This window comes from Nonomuraea antimicrobica, assembly GCF_039536965.1.
Lineage (GTDB): Bacteria > Actinomycetota > Actinomycetes > Streptosporangiales > Streptosporangiaceae > Nonomuraea > Nonomuraea antimicrobica.
Map to the genome: position 1 here is coordinate 1 of NZ_BAAAZP010000088.1, position 17,386 is coordinate 17,386.

At 71.9% G+C, this 17,386-nt stretch carries 16 protein-coding genes; 9 read left to right on the forward strand and 7 right to left on the reverse strand.

Features of this window, described 5'->3' with window-relative positions; translation table 11 throughout:
* On the forward strand, positions 1 to 1,177 hold a 1,177-nt coding region (locus ABD844_RS22920), incomplete at its 5' end, for a WD40 repeat domain-containing protein (RefSeq protein ID WP_344881373.1).
* Between the two features lie 3 nt (positions 1,178 to 1,180).
* On the opposite strand, the gene ABD844_RS22925 is transcribed toward ABD844_RS22920, so the two are convergent.
* Entirely contained in the window at positions 1,181 to 2,134 is a 954-nt protein-coding gene (locus ABD844_RS22925) for a DMT family transporter (protein WP_344881376.1), read from the reverse strand.
* A gap of 161 nt (positions 2,135 to 2,295) precedes the next feature.
* Positions 2,296 to 2,670, reverse strand: coding sequence for a VOC family protein (locus ABD844_RS22930; protein WP_344881379.1), 375 nt, complete (start codon positions 2,668 to 2,670; stop codon positions 2,296 to 2,298).
* Between the two features lie 233 nt (positions 2,671 to 2,903).
* On the opposite strand from ABD844_RS22930, the gene ABD844_RS22935 reads away from it, so the two are divergent.
* The 3 genes from ABD844_RS22935 to secA2 all read left to right on the forward strand — a co-directional run bounded on the left by ABD844_RS22935 (position 2,904) and on the right by secA2 (position 7,410).
* Positions 2,904 to 3,983 carry an acyltransferase family protein gene (locus ABD844_RS22935; RefSeq protein ID WP_344881382.1) on the forward strand — a complete coding sequence of 360 codons (1,080 nt, stop codon included), beginning with the start codon at positions 2,904 to 2,906 and terminating at the stop codon, positions 3,981 to 3,983.
* Between the two features lie 220 nt (positions 3,984 to 4,203).
* The gene (locus tag ABD844_RS22940) at positions 4,204 to 5,088 is read left to right on the forward strand and encodes a DMT family transporter (RefSeq protein WP_344881385.1); all 885 of its coding nucleotides are present in this window, start codon (positions 4,204 to 4,206) and stop codon (positions 5,086 to 5,088) included.
* A gap of 120 nt (positions 5,089 to 5,208) precedes the next feature.
* Positions 5,209 to 7,410: an accessory Sec system translocase SecA2 gene (secA2, locus tag ABD844_RS22945; protein ID WP_344881388.1), complete on the forward strand. Its 2,202-nt coding sequence runs from the start codon at positions 5,209 to 5,211 to the stop codon at positions 7,408 to 7,410.
* Positions 7,411 to 7,432: 22 nt separating this feature from the next.
* On the opposite strand, the gene ABD844_RS22950 is transcribed toward secA2, so the two are convergent.
* The 3 genes from ABD844_RS22950 to ABD844_RS22960 form a co-directional block, all read right to left on the reverse strand.
* The gene (locus ABD844_RS22950) at positions 7,433 to 8,029 is read right to left on the reverse strand and encodes a nucleotidyltransferase (RefSeq protein ID WP_344881391.1); all 597 of its coding nucleotides are present in this window, start codon (positions 8,027 to 8,029) and stop codon (positions 7,433 to 7,435) included.
* 142 nt (positions 8,030 to 8,171) lie between these two features.
* Positions 8,172 to 8,924, reverse strand: a complete 753-nt coding sequence (locus tag ABD844_RS22955; protein WP_344881394.1) for a metallophosphoesterase family protein — start codon at positions 8,922 to 8,924, stop codon at positions 8,172 to 8,174.
* Positions 8,908 to 9,156 carry a BON domain-containing protein gene (locus tag ABD844_RS22960; RefSeq protein WP_344881396.1) on the reverse strand — a complete coding sequence of 83 codons (249 nt, stop codon included), beginning with the start codon at positions 9,154 to 9,156 and terminating at the stop codon, positions 8,908 to 8,910. Before ABD844_RS22960 ends, ABD844_RS22955 begins: the two co-directional genes overlap by 17 nt.
* A gap of 197 nt (positions 9,157 to 9,353) precedes the next feature.
* On the opposite strand from ABD844_RS22960, the gene ABD844_RS22965 reads away from it, so the two are divergent.
* Together ABD844_RS22965 and ABD844_RS22970 are read left to right on the forward strand one after the other, a co-directional pair.
* The gene (locus ABD844_RS22965) at positions 9,354 to 9,560 is read left to right on the forward strand and encodes a hypothetical protein (protein ID WP_344881399.1); all 207 of its coding nucleotides are present in this window, start codon (positions 9,354 to 9,356) and stop codon (positions 9,558 to 9,560) included.
* A gap of 87 nt (positions 9,561 to 9,647) precedes the next feature.
* Positions 9,648 to 11,474, forward strand: coding sequence for a transketolase (locus ABD844_RS22970; RefSeq protein ID WP_344881402.1), 1,827 nt, complete (start codon positions 9,648 to 9,650; stop codon positions 11,472 to 11,474).
* A 135-nt stretch (positions 11,475 to 11,609) separates the two neighbouring features.
* Here ABD844_RS22970 and ABD844_RS22975 read toward each other — a convergent pair whose 3' ends face one another.
* Together ABD844_RS22975 and ABD844_RS22980 are read right to left on the reverse strand one after the other, a co-directional pair.
* Complete coding sequence (locus tag ABD844_RS22975) at positions 11,610 to 12,230, reverse strand: ChaB family protein (protein ID WP_344881405.1); 621 nt, start codon at positions 12,228 to 12,230, stop codon at positions 11,610 to 11,612.
* 13 nt (positions 12,231 to 12,243) lie between these two features.
* Positions 12,244 to 12,516, reverse strand: a complete 273-nt coding sequence (locus tag ABD844_RS22980; protein ID WP_344881408.1) for a hypothetical protein — start codon at positions 12,514 to 12,516, stop codon at positions 12,244 to 12,246.
* A gap of 38 nt (positions 12,517 to 12,554) precedes the next feature.
* Between ABD844_RS22980 and ABD844_RS22985 the strand changes: the two genes are divergently transcribed.
* The 3 genes from ABD844_RS22985 (at position 12,555) to ABD844_RS22995 (ending at position 17,354) form a co-directional block, all read left to right on the forward strand.
* Complete coding sequence (locus ABD844_RS22985; RefSeq protein ID WP_344881412.1) at positions 12,555 to 13,064, forward strand: shikimate kinase; 510 nt, start codon at positions 12,555 to 12,557, stop codon at positions 13,062 to 13,064.
* A 12-nt stretch (positions 13,065 to 13,076) separates the two neighbouring features.
* A complete protein-coding gene (locus ABD844_RS22990) occupies positions 13,077 to 13,628 on the forward strand; it encodes a GNAT family N-acetyltransferase (protein WP_344881414.1) in 552 nt (183 codons plus the stop codon).
* A 96-nt stretch (positions 13,629 to 13,724) separates the two neighbouring features.
* Positions 13,725 to 17,354, forward strand: a complete 3,630-nt coding sequence (locus tag ABD844_RS22995; RefSeq protein ID WP_344881416.1) for a protein kinase family protein — start codon at positions 13,725 to 13,727, stop codon at positions 17,352 to 17,354.
* Positions 17,355 to 17,386: the final 32 nt, after the last annotated feature.

Below are 17,386 nucleotides of genomic sequence, written 5' to 3' on the forward strand. Positions count from 1 at the left end.
GGGGCTGCTGACGGTGGCGCTGGTGGCCGCGCTGCTCGCCCTCTGGCAGCGCGGCGTGGCCGACGAGCGGCTGGACGAGGCCATGGCCAGGGTGGCGGCCTCGCGGGCGGAGGCGCTGCGGGTGGCCGATCCGGTGACCGCGCGCAAGCTGAGCCTGGCCGCCTGGCGGCTGGCCCCGATCCCGGAGGCGCGGCGGGCGCTGGAGGCCGGGGACGTGGCGGTGGGGGTGTTCGCCGACCCGTACGCGGGGCCGCGCACGCTGCACGCCATCACCGACGACGGGGCCACGCTGGCCGCCTTGGAGGAGGGCGTGCTGCGCCTGTACGACCTGGCCTCGGGCCGTACGGTCGCCACGACGGCGGGGCCGGCGCAGAGCGTCCGCGCGATGGCCTGGGCCCCGGACGGCCGTACCCTGGCGCTCGTCGGGGTCGACCGCTCCTACCTGTACGACCTGCGTACCGGGACCGTGGGCCCGCCCTTCGGACGCGGGCTCGGGGCGCCGGGCGAGCAGATGGCGTGGTTCAGCCCGGGAGGCGGGCTGCTGTTCGCGGCGGCCCGTCAGTCGGGCGAGCGGTGGGCCTGGGACCTGCGGGCGCAGCGGGCCGCGTACGTGGGCCAGTACGCCGTGGTCGGCCCCCAGGACCGGGTGGCGCTGGTGTTCGACGGGCGGGAGTCGCAGGTCAGGCGCGCGGGCCGGGCGTCGCCCGCGCCGTGGCTGGAGCGGATGCCGTGGGAGTACACGACGTTCGCGCCCGACGGGGAGCGGGTGGCCATCGCCGAGGAGAGCGGCATCCAGGTCTACGGGCTCGACGGCGTCCCCGCGCGGTACACCCGCTTGCGCCCCTCCCCCGGCCTCCTGCGCTTCAGCCCGGACGGGCGGCTCCTGGTCAGCACCGACAGCGACCGCGTACGGGTGTGGCGGCTCGCCGACGGAACCCTGCTGGCCGAGCGGCAGTTGCCGGCCTCGGCCGACCGGCCCGCGCGGGCGGCGCTGTCCGGCGACGGCAGGTGGCTGCGGGTGCTGGCGGGACGCGGCACGGTGCTCACCATCGACCTGGCGCCACCAGGCATCCCTGCGGATGATCCGGGCGTGTGGGTGTGCGGGCGGTACGGCCCGCTCACGCCCGCGGAATGGGCGCGGCACCTGCCGGAGGTGCCGTACCGGGAGGTGTGCTGACGCTCAGCCCAGCTCCGAGGTCGCGGTCGAGGGACGGGAGGTCGCGTCCACCGGCGCGGAGTGGACGGGGACCGCACGCTCGAGTCGCGGCGCGACGGGCCCGGAGACGGCGACGGGCGGCGGCGTGCTGGGTTTGCCGTGATGGTCAGGGGTGAGCCGGCCCAGCGTGATCGTGCCGCCGATGGTCAGCGCGGCGGCCATCAGGGCGGGGACGGCCGTCGAGGGCGAGGTGGGCAGCGGCTCACCGAGGAGGATCGCCCCGGCCAGCACCGAGGTGATGGGATCGACCACCTGGACCCCGGCGTAGGCGATGCCGAAGTAGCCCACCGCGTACGAGCGCTGGAGCAGCACCACCGCGCACACCAGCAGCACGGGCACGGCCAGGCTGAACCAGTGGACCAGCCGTCCCCAGTCGCCCTGCATCCCGCCGCCCACCACCCGCACGAACGTGGACACGCTCGCGGTGACGGCCCCGGCCCCCACCGCCAGCAGCAGCGCCCTGGACGCCCCGTGCACCCTGCCCGCGACCACCTGGGTGACCAGCGTGATCACCCCGATCACGGCGATGAACCCGAGCGCCGCCGCGTCGCCCAGCCTGGGCGTCACGTTGTGCGTGGGCACCAGGAGCATGAGCCAGAGCAGGCCCACGGCCACGGCGATCGAGCCCAGGATCTCGGCCCGGTACGGCCTGCGCCCGTACATGAACGCGGCCAGCGGCACGGCGAACACCAGCGTGGCGACGCTGATCGGCTGGACGGCGACCAGCGGCGCGAAGCTCAGCGCCACGGCGTGCAGGCAGGCGCCGGTGAAGGAGATGATGCCGCCGACCCACCAGCGGGGGCGTCTCACCAGGCTCAGCGAGACGCCCTCGGCAACGACCTCGTACTGTTGCAGGGCGGCGCCGAGGGCGTAGCCCAGCGCCCCTGCCAGCGCGATCAGCATGCCGACCCAGGTCATCGCGGCCCGCGCAGGAGCAGGGGTACGTTCAGCAGCATTGCTCCAGCTTAAGAGTCCAGGCAGGCCCGAGGGTCATCCTTTGGTCGGAAACATCAGACTAAATCAGTCGCGACCTGCACGAACTTGTCGCCATCCTTGGGCCCACCTCGGCCCTTGTCGCGTTACGACTGGAGTGGGCAGAGGCAGAACAGGTGGCCCTGCGGGTCCTGCAGGACGATCCAGCGGGTGCCCTCCTCGGTGATCCCCGGCTGGAACTCGGGCCTGGTGGCCCCCAGGGCGACGTACTCCTCGGCCGCCCGCTCCATGTCGGGCACCCGGAAGTCGAGGTGGAACTGCTTGTCGGGGCTCGGCCACACGACCGGCTTGCGGTCGGCGACACGGCCGAAGTAGATGCTGACGGTGCCGTCGGTGAGGGCGGCGTACTCGTCCTCTGCGTACGTGATCTCCATTCCGGTGACCTCGTGGTAGAAGGCGGCCAGTGCCCGGGGGTCGGCGCAGTCGATGCTGAAGGCGAGGAGGTTTGCTTTCGTCGTCATGCCGGGGAGCCTGCCAGCCGTACCTGCCATCTTCTGTCAGGTATGACGATCCCCACCGCCGGCCCCCTTGACCTTGGCCATCACGAGATGACTCGGCCCTTACGGCTACTTGGCCATCTTCCCGTCGTTTTTCGGGTGAACCCGTAAGAGTGCCTTTGACGTGCCTTAACCAGCCATCAAGCTGATGGCGTCACCCTCTCCACGACTGCCATGCGAGAAGAGGGGCGACAGCCATGCGAACCAGGCCGGAACGGCTCTATGAGATCGACGGTCTCCGGCTGCTGGCGGCGCTGTGCGTGGTGCTGTACCACTACGTGTTCTCCGGCTGGGCCGGCGGGAAGACCACTGTGAGCTTCGTCACCGAGAGCGGGTGGGCGAAGTACGGCTACCTCGGCGTCGACCTGTTCTTCCTGATCAGCGGATTCGTCGTGCTGATGAGCGCGTGGGGCAGGAACCCACGGCAGTTCGTGGTGTCACGGGTGGTGCGGCTCTATCCGGCGTACTGGGTGGGCATCGCCGTCACCGCCCTCGTCACCGTGCTGCTGGGACAGAGTCTCTTCCAGGTGTCGTTACCGCAGGTGCTGGTCAACCTGACGATGTTCCAGGCCGTGCCGGACATCGAGAACGTGGACGTCGTCTACTGGACGTTGTGGGCCGAGATGCGGTTCTACCTGCTCATGCTGGTCGCCGTCTGGATCGGGGTGACGCGCCGCCTGGTCATGGCCGGGCTCTGGGGCTGGCTGGCGCTGACGTTCCTGGTGGAGCTGCGGGTGCTGCCCTCTTTCGCGGACCTGGTCGTGCAGTCGGAGTTCTCCCACTACTTCATCGCCGGGATGGCCCTGTTCATGCTCTACCGGTTCGGGCTGGACTGGCAGATCGCGCTGCTGGTGCCGATCTGCCTGGGCAACGCGGTCTACCGGGCCATCGGGTACGCCGAGGCCGTCGGCGACCGGTACTCCGTGACGTACTCGCCGGCGGTCATCACGGCCGTGGTCGTACTGATCTTCCTGGTCATGACGTTCGTGGCGCTGCGGGTGACGCAGTGGATGGCGCGGCCCTGGCTGGTGACGGCGGGGGCGCTGACGTATCCGCTGTACCTGTTGCACGCGCACGTCGGCTTCATCCTGTTCGCCCGGCTGGAGGGCACGGTGAACAGGTACGTGCTGCTCGTGGGCATGATCGTGGTCATGCTGGGGGCGGCGTACCTGGTGTACCGGTTCGTGGAGCGGCCGCTCGCGCCCCGGCTCAAACGGCTGTTGTCGAAACGGCAGCCCGCGCACGCCGCCGTACCGGCCGGGAGCCGGACGCGATGATCCGGCCCCGCCGACCGCCGCTCGCCGGCGGTGGCGGGCGGCGGGACACGGGGTGGCCCGGCTAAGGTGGGGCCCATGCATCGGCGCCTCATCTGCTCCCCGCCGCCGGCCCGCTAGCGGGCGGCGGCGTTTCCTGACTTTCCGGGTCTGACCGATCCGGGGGTGGTTGCTGCCCGCACACCGGGCCCATTCCGACCACTCCACCCGGAGAACCCCTGTCATGACCCATGTCTCCGCCCGGCGGGGCACCTTTTACGTGTCCGTGGCCGCGACCGCCTGGGGCACCGGCGGCGCCGCCGGATCCCTGCTCTTCGAGACCGGCGGCCTCGGCCCCGTCGGCGTCTCCCTGTGGCGCTACCTGCTCGGCGCCGCCTTCCTCCTCGTCCTGGCCCGCCGGGCCCGCGTCGGCGGGCTTCTCAACGGACCTCTCAACGGGCGTCTCCTGGTCGTCGGCGCCGGGATGGCCGTCTACCAGACCGCGTACTTCGCCGCGATCGCCCACTCCGGCGTCGCCGTGGCGACCGTGGTGACGATGGGCGCCACTCCCGTCTTCACCGCCCTGGGCAGCCGCTTCCTGCTGCGCGAGCGGCTCGGCCGGGTCGGGCTCGTCGCCCTGGCCGCCGCGCTGGCCGGGCTCGTCCTGCTCACGGGCGAGGCGGCGGTGCAGGCCAGGGCCTCCTCGGCGCTCGGCGTCGCCTTCGCCCTGACCTCGGCCGCCGGGTACGCCGGGGTCACGCTCCTGTCCAGGCGCCACAACGGCGACGACCCCGTGACCGTGGCGGTCGGCGGGTTCGTGGTCGGGGCGGTGTGCCTGGCGCCGTTCGCGCTGACCGAAGGGGTGGTGCCGGTGCTGACCTGGGAGACGGTCGCCCTGCTGGTCTACTTGGGGGCGGTGCCGACGGCGCTGGCGTACGGGCTGTTCTTCCGTGCGCTGACCGCCCTGCGGGCCACCACCGTGTCGATCATCTCGCTCGGCGAGGCGGTGGGCGCGGCGCTGCTGGGCGTCGTGGTGTTCGGCGAACGGCTCACGCCGGCGGCGTGGTGCGGCTGCGCATTGCTGCTGGCCGCCGTCGTGGTGCTGACCACACGGGCCGATACGGCGTGATGTGACGGTCCCGGCCCCCGGATGAGTTAAGGTCCGGTACGGCGGCGCTTGCCGAATCGTCGCTCCGCTCTCCGCCCCGGCCGGGGGAACGGTGTCGGCGCAGCGCGCGTTGGAGGAACTGTGGCCTCGATCAAGGGAATACTGAGGAACCTCCTGGATCGTCCAGGAGGCGTCCCCCTGACGCCTTACCAGAAGACCGTCAAGGCGGCCGACGCGCGCGCCGAGCGGGTGCGCGGGCTCGACGAGCTTCCCGTGCCCGACATGAAGGACCTGGCCGAGTTCTGTGCGGTCGCGCGCGAGGCCGCCGACCGGACGCTCGGGCTGCGCCCGTACGACGTGCAGCTCCTGGGGACGCTGGCCCTGCTCGACGGCAAGGTCGCCGAGATGGCCACCGGCGAGGGCAAGACCCTCTCCGGGGCCATGGCGGCGGCCGGCTACGCCCTGCAGGGCAAGCGGGTGCACGTCATCTCGGTCAACGACTACCTGGCCCGGCGCGACGCCGAGTGGATGGGCCCCTTCTACGAGGCGCTCGGCGTCACGGTGGGCTGGATCGGGCAAAACTCCTCGCCCGACGAGCGCCGCGAGGCGTACGCGAAGAGCGTCACCTACGGGCCCGTCAGCGAGATCGGGTTCGACGTGCTGCGCGACCGGCTGCGCACCGACGCGGGCGAGATCATCGTGCCCGCGCCCGAGGTGGCCCTGATCGACGAGGCCGACTCCGTGCTGGTCGACGAGGCCCGCGTGCCGCTGGTCATGGCCGGGGCGGCCGACCCGGGCAACGCGGTGCCGGAGATGGCCGCGCTGGTCAGGCAGCTCGTACGCGGCTACCACTACGAGATCGACGAGCAGGCCCGCAACGTCTACCTCACCCCCAAGGGCGCCGACAGCGTGGAGAACCTCCTCGGCGTCGAGCTCTACGACGAGCACGAGCCGGGCGCGCTCATCGAGCTCAACCTGGCCCTGCACGCCCACTCACTGCTCGCGCGCGACGTCGACTACATCGTGCGCGACGGCAAGGTGCAGCTCATCAACCCCTCGCGCGGCCGGGTGGCGCTGTTGCAGCGCTGGCCCGACGGCCTGCAGGCGGCCGTGGAGGCCAAGGAGGCGCTGCCGCCGAGCGAGAAGGGCGAGATCCTCGACTCGATCACCGTCCAGGGCCTGATCCGCCGCTATCCGCAGATCTGCGGCATGACCGGCACGGCCGTGGCCGTCAGCGAGCAGCTCGGCGAGTTCTACGGGCTCAAGGTCGCGGTGATCCCGCCCAACCGGCCGTGCGTGCGGGTCGACGAGCCCGACCGCATCTACCCGACCGTTCCCGACAAGGACGCGGCGCTGGTCGAGGAGATCCAGGCGGTCCATGAGACCGGCCGGCCCATCCTCATCGGCACGCTCGACGTGGCCGAATCGGAAAACCTGGCCAAGCTGCTGCAGCGGCGCGACCTGGAGCCGGTCGTGCTCAACGCCAAGAACGACGCGGAAGAGGCCGCGATCATCGCCAGGGCGGGCGAGCGCGACGCCATCACCGTCTCCACCCAGATGGCCGGTCGTGGCACCGACATCCGCCTCGGGGAGGGCGTGGCCGAGCTGGGCGGCCTCTACGTGATCGGCTCGGGCCGGCACGCCAGCAGCCGTCTCGACGACCAGCTTCGCGGGCGGGCCGGGCGGCAGGGCGACCCGGGCGGCTCGGTGTTCTTCGTCAGCATGAAGGATGATCTGATCACCCAGTTCGTGCCCGACGAGCGTCCGCCCGCCGCCGACGCCGATGGGGTGGTGCGCCACCGGCGCGGCGCGTACCTCGTGGGGCACGCGCAGCGCGTCGCTGAGGGCGTCAACCTGGAGATCCACCGCAACACGTGGCGTTACACCCGGCTGCTCGAACGCCAGCGCGAGCTCATCCTCGAATGGCGCGACAAGGTGCTGCACGGCGACGCCGCCGCCAAGGCGCTGGCCGAGGCCGACTCCGAGCGGTGGGAGGACCTGCCGGAAGAAACCCGCGACGAGACGGCCCGGCAGATCGTGCTGCACGCGATCGACCGCTGCTGGACCGAGCACCTGGCGTTCCTGACCGACCTGCGCGAAGGCATCCACCTGCGGGCGCTGGGCCGGATGAGCCCGGTCGACGAGTTCCACCGGGAGGCGGTGGCCGAGTACAAGTCGCTGCTGGCGGAGGTGGAGAAGCGGTCGCTGGAGTCGTTCGAGGCGCCGGAGCCGGATCTGAAGCGGCCGACGGCCACGTGGACGTACCTCGTGCAGGACAACCCGTTCGGCACCGAGTGGGACCGCATTCTCAAGCGGGTCACCGCCGCGACGCGGCGCGGCTGATCGGCGGCTGGTCGGCGGCTGGTCAGGGCCACTTCGAGTCGCCCGACGGCACCACCGGGCCGTCGAGCACGCTCAGCCGCTCCAGCAGGGTGACGAACGTGATCGCGTACGGCGAGTCCGACACGACCGCCGCCACGCGCGGCCAGTCCACCTGCTCGCGCAGCGCGCGCACCTGGGCCAGCAGCGCGCCGTAGTCGCAGGCGTGCTCCGACAGCGGCAGCAGCCACGTGATCACCAGGTCGGTGGCCTCCAGCACGGGCACGATCACCGCGGACGCCTTCAGCGGCTCGGCCCGGTCGAGCAGCTCGTCGGTGATCGGCAGGTCGGACACCCGGTAGATCAGGTCCACCAGCCGCCCCTCGTCGTACGCCTTGACCAGCCAGTCCTCCGGCGGCTTGGCCGTCTGGAAGCCCAGGCCGCGCAGCGCCTCCAGCGCGGCGGGCACGTCGTGCTCGGTGAGCACGAAGTCCACGTCGTGCAGGGAGGGCGCCGCGCCACGGGCGTACGCCGCGCAGCCACCGGCCAGCGCGAACTTCACCCCGGCGTCCTTCAACCCCGAGCTGGCCCGTTTGAGCGTGTCGAGGATGGCGTCGGTGACCGCGTGCCCGTGGCTGCTCATGTGAGCGGGCTACCCAAACGATCGTCAAGTAGGCGTGGGGCGCCATGACCTGCTCTGGGAGATCGTTCTCGTCGTCATCGGGCTACCGGCCGGGCCGGGCGGGGTCGGCGGCTTCGACGTCAGGGGCGTGCCGTTCAGGGGGTCAGGCCACGGGCTGCAGGCCCTCGTCGCAGCTCAGGCAGTAGACGGCGTACGCCCGGTTGAGCACCGGCAGCGCCACGTTACGTACCCTGATGCCGCCCGGCGTCATGCCCTTCTCGCTGCCCTTGTGCGCGTGACCGTGCAGGATGAGGTCGGCGCCCGCCGTGTCGACCGCCTCGGCCAGCAGGTAGCTGCCGAGGAAGGGGTAGATCTCGTGCGGTTCGCCCTCCAGCGTCTCCTTGATCGGGGAGTAGTGCGACAGCACGACGCGGTGGTCGGCCACGATCTCCTTCAACGCCACCTTCCACGCCTCGGCGATGTTGCGGGTGTGGGAGACGAAGTTCTTGATCTCGCGCTCGCCGAACTCGCTCGCGCACTTCCCCGCGAACCCGCCGCCGAACCCCTTGCCGCCGACCACGCCCACCTTCTTGTCGCCGCACTGGATCACCGCGCCGTCGTCGTCCAGCACCATCACCCCGGCCTCGCGCAGCTCATTGGCGATCTCGTACTGGAGGTCGGAGTGGTAGTCGTGGTTGCCGAGCACTGCGACGGCCGGGATGGGCAGGCCGCGCAGCTCGTCGGCGACCACCTGGCCCTCCTCCATCGTGCCGTGCCTGGTCAGGTCGCCCGCCAGCATGAACACGTCGGCGCGGTCCTCGATGCCCTCCAGTCTCTTGCGGTACTGGCCTCTGCCGTCCTCGCCCAGGTGGATGTCACCCACGGCGGCTATGCGCAGGTCAGTCAAGACGCTCATCCTCCCCTGGCTCGGTGGCCTCAACGACGTTGATCTCGTTGTGCAGATGGAGCTCGGGCGCGGCCTCGTGCGCCACCTGACCGAGTCTCTCGCGCTGTGCGGCCTCGCTCACCTGGCCGCGCAGGAAGAGCTGGTCGCCTCTGATGTCGACGCGGATTCCGAGCTCGTGCGTGCGTCCGTCCTCGGCCAGCGCCTGCTGGACACGGGCCGCGACGTACTGCGGAGCTTCCATCGCTCGCCTCCCTCTTCTGTCGCCGCATGCCCAGGTATCAACACCTCAAACTGTATTAATCAGGTCAAAAGCTCCCTTTCCACTGGTACGCCGAGCGGGGCTACCCCCGGACGTTAGGCCGCAAACGGGGCGGGCAGGTGAGCGGCATGTCGGACAACGGAAAGTGGCATGAAGAGCGGGATCAACGAGGTCATGCCATGGTCCCCGCCACGCCCCGCGACGTGGTGCACATCAGGGTGGGCTCGTACCTGCTGGTGTTCCTGTTCGCGTTCACGGTGCTGGGGATCCTCACCAGGGCGTGGGTCCTGGCGGGCATCGCGGTCCTGATGGCCGTCGTCACGGTGGTCGACATGATTCTGGCCGTGAAAAAGCAGAAGCGGCGGCACAACGGAGAGGCGGGCTGAGCACGGCACGACGCCACCGCGCGGGCCGGTGGGTCGTGGTGACGTCGGGGCTCGCGTCGCAGCAAACGGTTCTCCAGGAGGTTCTTGATGCCTGAACGCGATCTTCAGTACCTGGCCGAGCTGGCGGCGCAGCTCCGCGTCGACTCCGTACGGGCCGCGGCCGAAGCCGGTTCCGGCCATCCGACCTCGTCCATGTCCGCCGCCGACCTGATGGCCGTGTTGTTCGCCTGCTACCTCCGCTACGACTTCGACGACCCGGACAACCCGGCCAACGACCACCTGATCTTCTCCAAGGGCCACGCCTCACCGCTGCTCTACTCCCTCTACAAGGCGGCGGGCGCGATCACCGACGAGGAGCTGCTGTCGTTCCGGCGGCGGGGCAGCCGCATGGAGGGCCATCCGACCCCCCGCCTGCCCTGGGTGGACGTGGCCACCGGCTCACTCGGCCAGGGGCTGCCCGTCGGGGTGGGCGTGGCGATGGCCGGGCGGCTGGAGCGGGTGCCGTACCGGGTCTGGGTGTTGTGCGGCGACAGCGAACTGGCCGAGGGCTCCATCTGGGAGGCCGCCGAGCACGCCGGCTGCGAAGGGCTGGCCAACCTGACCGCGATCGTGGACGTCAACCGGCTCGGACAGCGCGGCCCGACCAGGCACGGCTGGGACACCGGTGCGTACGCGCGCAGGTTCGGGGCGTTCGGCTGGCACACGATCGAGATCGACGGCCACGACCCCGGGCAGATCGACTTCGCGCTCGGCGACGCCTGCAACACCCGCCGCCGCCCGACCGTGATCCTGGCCAAGACCCGCAAGGGCGAAGGCGCGCACGAGGTCGAGAACCGCGAGGGTGCCCACGGCAAGCCGCTCAAGGACCCGGACAAGGCCGTGAAGGAGCTGGGCGGGCTCAGGAACGTACGCGTCGCGGTGCACGAGCCCGCGGTGAAGGCGGCGCCGTTCCGGTTCGAGTCGGACGGGCTGGAGCTGCCCGCGTACGCGGTGGGCGAGCGGGTCGCGACGCGGACCGCGTACGGGCAGGCGCTGGCCGCGCTCGGCGCCGCCCGCGGGGACGTCGTGGCGCTGGACGGCGAGGTGGCCGACTCGACCAGGACCGAGGCGTTCGCCAAGGAGTTCCCCGAGCGGTTCTTCGAGATGTACATCGCCGAGCAGCAGCTCGTGGCGGCGGCGGTGGGATTGCAGGTGCGGGGCTGGAAGCCGTACGCGGCCACGTTCGCGGCATTCCTGACCAGGGCGTACGACTTCATCAGGATGGCCGGGGTGAGCCGGGCCTCGATCCGGCTGGTGGGCTCGCACGCGGGGGTGGCGATCGGCGAGGACGGCCCGTCCCAGATGGGCCTGGAGGACCTGGCCATGCTGCGCACCGTGTACGGCAGCACCGTGCTCTACCCGTGCGACGCCAACCAGGCGGCGGCCCTGGTCGCCGAGATGGTCGGGCTGGAGGGCGTGTCCTACCTGCGGACCACGCGGGGCGACACGCCGGTCATCTACCAGCCGGGCGAACGCTTCCCGGTGGGCGGCTCACGGGTGCTGCGGCACACGCCCGGCGACCGGGCCACGATCGTGGCGGCGGGCGTGACCGTGCACGAGGCCCTGGCGGCGGCCGACGACCTGCGTGAGTCGGGCATCGCCGTGGGAGTGATCGACCTGTACTCGGTCAAACCGGTCGACGCGGCGGCGCTGACCGAGGCGGCCACCACCACCGGCAACCTGATCACGGTCGAGGACCACCGGCTGGAGGGCGGCCTGGGCGACGCGGTGATGGACGCGGTGAGCGAGCTGGGGCCGCGGGTGGTGAAGCTGGCCGTGACGGGGCTGCCCGGGTCGGCGACGCCGCGGGAGCAGCTCGCCGACGCCGGCATCGACCGCCACGCCATCGCCGGGGCCGTCAAGAGCCTGCTGTGAGCGCCGGCCCGTCGCGAGGGCCCGTCGCGAGGGCGCTGTCACCAGAGCACTGTGACGGGGGCACGCATGAAGTGACCCACTCATGAACGAGGGCCCGATGAGCGGGTCCGGGCGTTCATGAGTGGGTCACGTGGGTCAGCGGGACTTCTTCGTCCCCATGCGGGACTTGGTGGTCCCCATGCCGGTTTTGGTGCCCATGCCGGCCTTGGTACCCATGCCGGTCTTGGACCCCATGCGGGACTTGGTGGTCCCCATGCCGGCCTTCGTCCCCATGCGGGTTTTCGTGGTTCCCACAGCGGACTTCGTACCCATGCGGGACTTCGTGGTCCCCATGCTGGCCTTGGTGCCCATACCGGCCTTGGTCCCCATGCCGGCCTTCGGCATGACCTTCTTGCCGGCCTTCTTGATGGCACTCAGGAGCTCCTGCTTGCTCATCTTCGAGCGTCCGACCACGCCCAGCTTGGCGGCCACCTTCTGCAGGTGCTCCTTGCTGGCGCTGGCGTCCACGGCCCCGGTCATCCGGCCGGCGCCGGCGCGGGCGGTGGTGCCCTTGCCGGAGGGGCCCTTCTGGGTCTTCGGCTCCCAGTGGTCGCCGACCTTCTCGAAGGAGTTCTTGAGCGCGGCGAACGCGGTCATGTGCGCACGCCGCCCCTCGCCGTACTCCTTGACGGCCGAGTCGTGGGCCTTGATCCACATGTTCTGGGCCCTCTTCGGCGAACGTTTGATGGTCGACGGCAGCTCTTGAACGGCTGGCATGTCGATTCACCTCCTACAGCGGTGGTTCGTCGTAGTGGCGTCGTTCCTCGTGGACGGTGGTCCGGCGGGCCACGGGCTCCTCGCTGCTGTGCACCGGTTCGCCGATGGGACCGACCGCCCTGCGGGTGACCCTGATCCTGTAGATGCCGAACAGGAGTCCGGCCAGACCGCCGAGCATGAGGATGACGCCCACCACGTTGAGGTCGAGGCCGGCGAGGTCGACCTCGACGGCCCAGGTGAGGATCGCACCGAGCATGATGAGGATGATGCTTCCGGCGACGGTCATCAGATTTACCTCCTTGACACGAAAGAACTTCTATCCCCATGTCGAGAATCAAACCCGTCGTGATGATCGGGCTCATGGGCTCGGGCAAGACGACCTCGGGCCGTTTGGTCGCCGAGGCGCTCGGGCTGCCCTTCACCGACAGCGACCAGTACCTCCGTGACCGGCACGGCGCCACCTCCGCGCCGATCGCGGCCCGCGAGGGAAAGGAGGCGCTGCACCGCTACGAGGCCGAGCACGTGCTGGAGTCGCTCGCGGGACCGCCCCAGGTGGTCGCGGCGGCGGCCAGCACGCTGGAGCACCCCCAGGTGCGCGCGGCGCTGCGCGCGGCGTTCGTGGTCTGGGTGGACGCCCCCGACGAGGTGCTGGCCGAGCGCATGCGCACCAGCGACCACCGCCCCGACTACGACCCGGCGACCATGCGGGCCCGCCGCGAGCGGTTCTTCCGCGAGGTCGCGGACCTGGTCTGCGACGTCGGTACGCTAAGCCCCGAGCAGGTGCGCGACGAGGTTTTGCGCAGAATGGGATTGCCCGAAACCGGTCGAGACTGATAGCCAAAAGGGATGTTCGCCGAGAAACCCACGCTGAAGGGCGAGCTGGTGACGCTGTGCCCGGTCGGCCTCGAGCACGTCGAAGACCTGCTCGAGGTGATCTCCGACCCGGAGGTGCGCCGGCTGACGGGCTCGCACGGCGAGTTCGACGAGGAGCGCCTGCGCCTGTGGTACGCCACCCGCGCCGCCCAGACCGACCGGCTCGACCTGGCCATCACGGCGGACGGCGGGTTCGTGGGCGAGGTCGTGCTCAACGAGCTCGACACCGCCAACCTGTCCTGCAATCTGCGCATCGTGCTCGGCCCGGCCGCCGTCGGCAGAGGCTACGGCACCGAGGCGATCGAGCTGGTGCTCGGCCACGCGTTCCGTACGACGCCGCTGCACCGGATCAGGCTCGGCGTCTTCGACTTCAACGGGCGGGCGCGACACGTGTACGAGAAGGTCGGCTTCATCGAGGAGGGCGTCGAGCGCGACGCCCTGCTGTGGGAGGGAAAGTGGCACGACGCGGTGCTCATGGCGATACTCCGGCCGGAGTGGCAGGCGCGAGCCGGAAGCCTGGCATAATGATCATGACGCATGGGTCCCCCGAGGCGCGCGGGGGGCCTGTGGCGTCTTCCGGACAACCATTGGGCGGTGTCGTGCATCTAAGCATCAGTGACGATGCGCTTGGTGCCCGGTGACCCCGAGAGGCTTGGCGGCCATTGGCTGGCGGCCAGGCTCGGCGCGGGCGGACGCGGCGTCGTCTACGACGCTTACGACGACGAGGGTCGCAGGTTCGCGGTCACCGTGCCGCGGGGTGAGGTCGCACACCGATTCGAGCGGGTGACCTGCCGCCACCTGGCCGAGGTGGTGGCCGTCGGCTCCGACGAGGGCGTCCCCTATGTGGTGAGCCAGTTCGTCGGCGGGCCCGACCTGCGGCAGTGCGTCGAGCTGCACGGCCCCTACGCGGGCGGCGAGCTGGTCGCGCTGGCCGGGGCGCTGGCGGCGGCGCTCTGCGCGCTGCACGAGGCCGGGCTGACGCATTCGGGGCTGAACCCCGAGAGCGTGCTGCTGGCCGACGACGGGCCCAAGGTGATCGAGGTCGGGCTGCCGTCGAGGAGCCCGGTGGGCGGCACGTGCACGTATCAGGCGCCCGAGGTCCTGACGACCGGGCAGGCGGCCGATCCCGCGGCCGACGTGTTCGCGTGGGGCGCGGTGGTGCTGTTCGCGGCCACGGGGCACGACCCGTTCCACGGTGAGAGTCCTGGCACGGTCATGCACCGGCTGCTCACCTTCGACCCCGACCTGAGCTGCCTGCCCGAGCCGCTGCGCGAGCCGGTGGGGCGGGCGCTGGCCAAGGAGCCCGGCGACCGGCCGGCGGCGGCCGAGCTGCCGGTCACGAGCGAGGTCGAGCTGCGCGCGCCGGAGGCGTACGTACGGACGCCGTCGCTCGGCGAGGTGGCCGAGCGGGCCTACCAGTCGCTCACGCCCGGCCAGCAGGAGGAGGTGCCGGGGCTGCTGCTGCGCCTGCTCGACGGCGACAGCCCGCACGACGAGGGCGGCGTGCTCGGCCCGCTCATGGAGGCCGGCCTGCTGGTACGCCGCAGCATACGTGTGCCGCCCGCCGAGACCGCCGTGGGCAAGCTGGTGGCCGTCAGCGACGATCGGGTGGTCCCGGCGAGCACGGCGCTCTACCGGGCCTGGCCCCGGCTGCGCCGCTGGATGGCCGACGAACGCGACGGCATGGTGGTGCACCGGCGCATCCGCGAGGCGGCCAGGCACTGGTCGGAACACCGTCGCGGCAGGAGCCACCTCCTGCGCGGCCACGAGCTGGACTCCGCGCTCGGCTGGGCCGCGACCAAGCGCCGCCACGTACGACTCAACCAGCTCGAACGCGACTTCATCAACGACAGCGTGACCCTGTCGAAGCAGCGCAGGAAGCTCCTGACGCCCATGCTGACGACGGTGGCGGCGGTGCTGGCGGTCGCGGTGACGATGACCGTGGTCTCCGTACACGGGCAGAACGACCTGCGCGAGCGCCTCATCGAGGCCGACGCGCGGGCGGTGGCGGCGCGGGCCGAGGCGCTGCGTACGTCCGATCCGCGCACGGCGATGCGGCTGAGCGTGGCCGCGTGGCGGCTGTCGCCGGTCTTCGAGGCGCGGGCCGCGTTGCAGGCGTCGCTGGTGCAGCCGGAGCTGGGGGTGTTCACCGATCCCGACGCCGACGCGCGGGCCCGCTACCTGCTGCGCGGCGACGAACTGGTCAGATGGGACACCGGCGCCGTCACCGTCTGGGACGTGGCCGAGGGGCGGCGGGTGGCCTCGTACACACTGCCGCCGGGGAGCATGGCGATGAGCGACGACGGGCGCTTCGCGGAGGGGGCGTCGGGGCTGCCGTTCGACGTGACCACCGGGCGGGCGCCCGCCTCTGGCGTCTACGCCGTCAGCCGGGGCAACCAGACGCGGGTCTACCGGGGGTCCCGGGTGTTGTTCGAGGTGACCGACAGGAAGGTGGCGCTGTCCCCCGACGGGACGCGGGCGGCCGTCTCCGGGCTCAACGGGCGGGTGGAGCTGTGGGAGCTGACGCCGCGCCGGGTCCGTACGGCGGTCGTGCAGGTGGCGCCGCTCACGGGCGCGGACGCGGCGGCCCCTGCCCTGTCCTTCAGCCCCGACGGGGCCACGCTGGCGGTGGCGGGCCGCGATGGGATCACGCTCGTGGGGCCGAAGGGCGCGGTGAACCCCCCGGCGGGGCCCGCGCAGCCGCCGGGCACCGGAGCCGTCCCCGACGACGCCGTACCCGACGACACGGAGGACCTCGGCACGCTGGCCGCCCCTCGGAGCGACGAGACGTCCAGCGCTCAGGCGGCGCCCGCCGCTCCGCGCGACACGCCCACGCCACCGGCTCCGGCCGCCTCCCCCGGCTCCGGCGTGGCCGCCCTGCCGACGCCGACCGCGTCCGGCGTCCCCGGCGCCGTGACCTCCCCCAGTCCCGGCTCCTTCGGCGATCCGGCCGCCTCCAGCAGCCCCGGCATCGCGGCGGACACGAAGCAGGACACGACCGCGCAGGCACGGCCGGGCACCGGCGACGACAAGGCGGCACGCGCCAACGACGGCACCCCCCTGGTCGGACGGAACCCGGGATGGGGGGTCGAGGTCATGAACGGCCTGGAGACCACCCTGACCTCGTCGACCGGCCCGCCCGCGTTCAGCCCCGACGGCCGGCTGCTGGCCCTGCCCGGCGACGGCGAGGTACGGGTCTGGAACGTGGCCGAGCGCCGCTTCCTCGGCTCCTACCACCTCTCCGACCCCGGCCACGGCCTGTCCTTCTCCGCCGACGGCCGGGCGCTGCGCTATCTCAGCGGCACCGGCTCGGTCGTCACGCTCGACGTCTCCGGCCTGCCCGCCCCGGCCGACGACGGCCACGTCGCCGCCTTCTCCGGCAACGGGCGGGTGGCCGCCAAGGAGGTCGGCAACACGATCGAGCTCACCGACACCGAGCAGCGCAGGAAGCTCGGCCGCATCGCCGCCGCCGGCGACCTGGCCTTCGACGCGGCCGGCCGGCTGCTGGCCGTGGCGGGCGACCCGGTGACCGTGTGGGAGGTGGCCTCCGGGCGGCAGGTCGCCGCGATCGAGGCGGGCGGTGACGTGCCGGCGGTGGCCCTCTCCCCCGACGGCCGTACGCTGGCCACCGCGCGCGGCCGGACCCTGGAGACCTGGGACGTACGCGAGGGCCGCCGCATCAAGGCGTACGAGGGCGCGGGTGACCTGGCGCTGGCCTTCAGCCCCGACGGTTCGGCGCTGGCCGCCGGCACCGGGCTGCTCGACCTGCGCACCGGCCGGATCACCCCGCTCGAACGGGCCGCCAAGGCCGGTGACGGTGCCGCGGTGACCGCGCTGGCGTTCTCGCCCGACGGGGGGCGGCTGGCGTTCGGGCTGGAGGGCGGGCGGGTGCTCGTCTGGGACGTGCCTGAGCGCGAGCCCATCGGCACCGTCGAGACCGGCACGGCCCCGGTCGACGAGCTGCGCTTCTCCCCCAAGGGCGACCTGCTGGCCATCGACGCCACCCGTACGTCGATCTGGGACACCGCGACCCTGCGCGAGGTCGGCAACGTCGGCTCGTGGGCCGCGGGACCGGCCTTCAGCGAGGACGGCACGCGGCTGCGCGGGGTGGCGTTCGACGGCACCGTACGCGAGGTCGCGGTCGATCCCGCGCTGACGGCACGCGCGGTGTGCGCGCGGGCGGGCGGCTCGCTGAGCAAGGCGGAGTGGGCCCGCCTGATCCCGGAGAGCGCCTACCAGGACGTCTGCTGACCGACCGGCCCCGCTCGGACGGCGGGCGGCCT

What these genes read in the sequence shown, in the direction of transcription:
- ABD844_RS22925 (WP_344881376.1), bottom strand. Translation starts at nt 2,134, where the DNA reads ATGACCTGGGTCGGCATGCTGATCGCGCTGGCAGGGGCGCTGGGCTAC.
- ABD844_RS22930 (WP_344881379.1), bottom strand. Translation starts at nt 2,670, where the DNA reads ATGACGACGAAAGCAAACCTCCTCGCCTTCAGCATCGACTGCGCCGAC.
- ABD844_RS22935 (WP_344881382.1), top strand. Translation starts at nt 2,904, where the DNA reads ATGCGAACCAGGCCGGAACGGCTCTATGAGATCGACGGTCTCCGGCTG.
- ABD844_RS22940 (WP_344881385.1), top strand. Translation starts at nt 4,204, where the DNA reads ATGACCCATGTCTCCGCCCGGCGGGGCACCTTTTACGTGTCCGTGGCC.
- ABD844_RS22950 (WP_344881391.1), bottom strand. Translation starts at nt 8,029, where the DNA reads ATGAGCAGCCACGGGCACGCGGTCACCGACGCCATCCTCGACACGCTC.
- ABD844_RS22955 (WP_344881394.1), bottom strand. Translation starts at nt 8,924, where the DNA reads ATGAGCGTCTTGACTGACCTGCGCATAGCCGCCGTGGGTGACATCCAC.
- ABD844_RS22960 (WP_344881396.1), bottom strand. Translation starts at nt 9,156, where the DNA reads ATGGAAGCTCCGCAGTACGTCGCGGCCCGTGTCCAGCAGGCGCTGGCC.
- ABD844_RS22965 (WP_344881399.1), top strand. Translation starts at nt 9,354, where the DNA reads ATGGTCCCCGCCACGCCCCGCGACGTGGTGCACATCAGGGTGGGCTCG.
- ABD844_RS22970 (WP_344881402.1), top strand. Translation starts at nt 9,648, where the DNA reads ATGCCTGAACGCGATCTTCAGTACCTGGCCGAGCTGGCGGCGCAGCTC.
- ABD844_RS22975 (WP_344881405.1), bottom strand. Translation starts at nt 12,230, where the DNA reads ATGCCAGCCGTTCAAGAGCTGCCGTCGACCATCAAACGTTCGCCGAAG.
- ABD844_RS22980 (WP_344881408.1), bottom strand. Translation starts at nt 12,516, where the DNA reads ATGACCGTCGCCGGAAGCATCATCCTCATCATGCTCGGTGCGATCCTC.
- ABD844_RS22985 (WP_344881412.1), top strand. Translation starts at nt 12,555, where the DNA reads ATGTCGAGAATCAAACCCGTCGTGATGATCGGGCTCATGGGCTCGGGC.
- ABD844_RS22990 (WP_344881414.1), top strand. Translation starts at nt 13,077, where the DNA reads ATGTTCGCCGAGAAACCCACGCTGAAGGGCGAGCTGGTGACGCTGTGC.
- ABD844_RS22995 (WP_344881416.1), top strand. Translation starts at nt 13,725, where the DNA reads ATGCGCTTGGTGCCCGGTGACCCCGAGAGGCTTGGCGGCCATTGGCTG.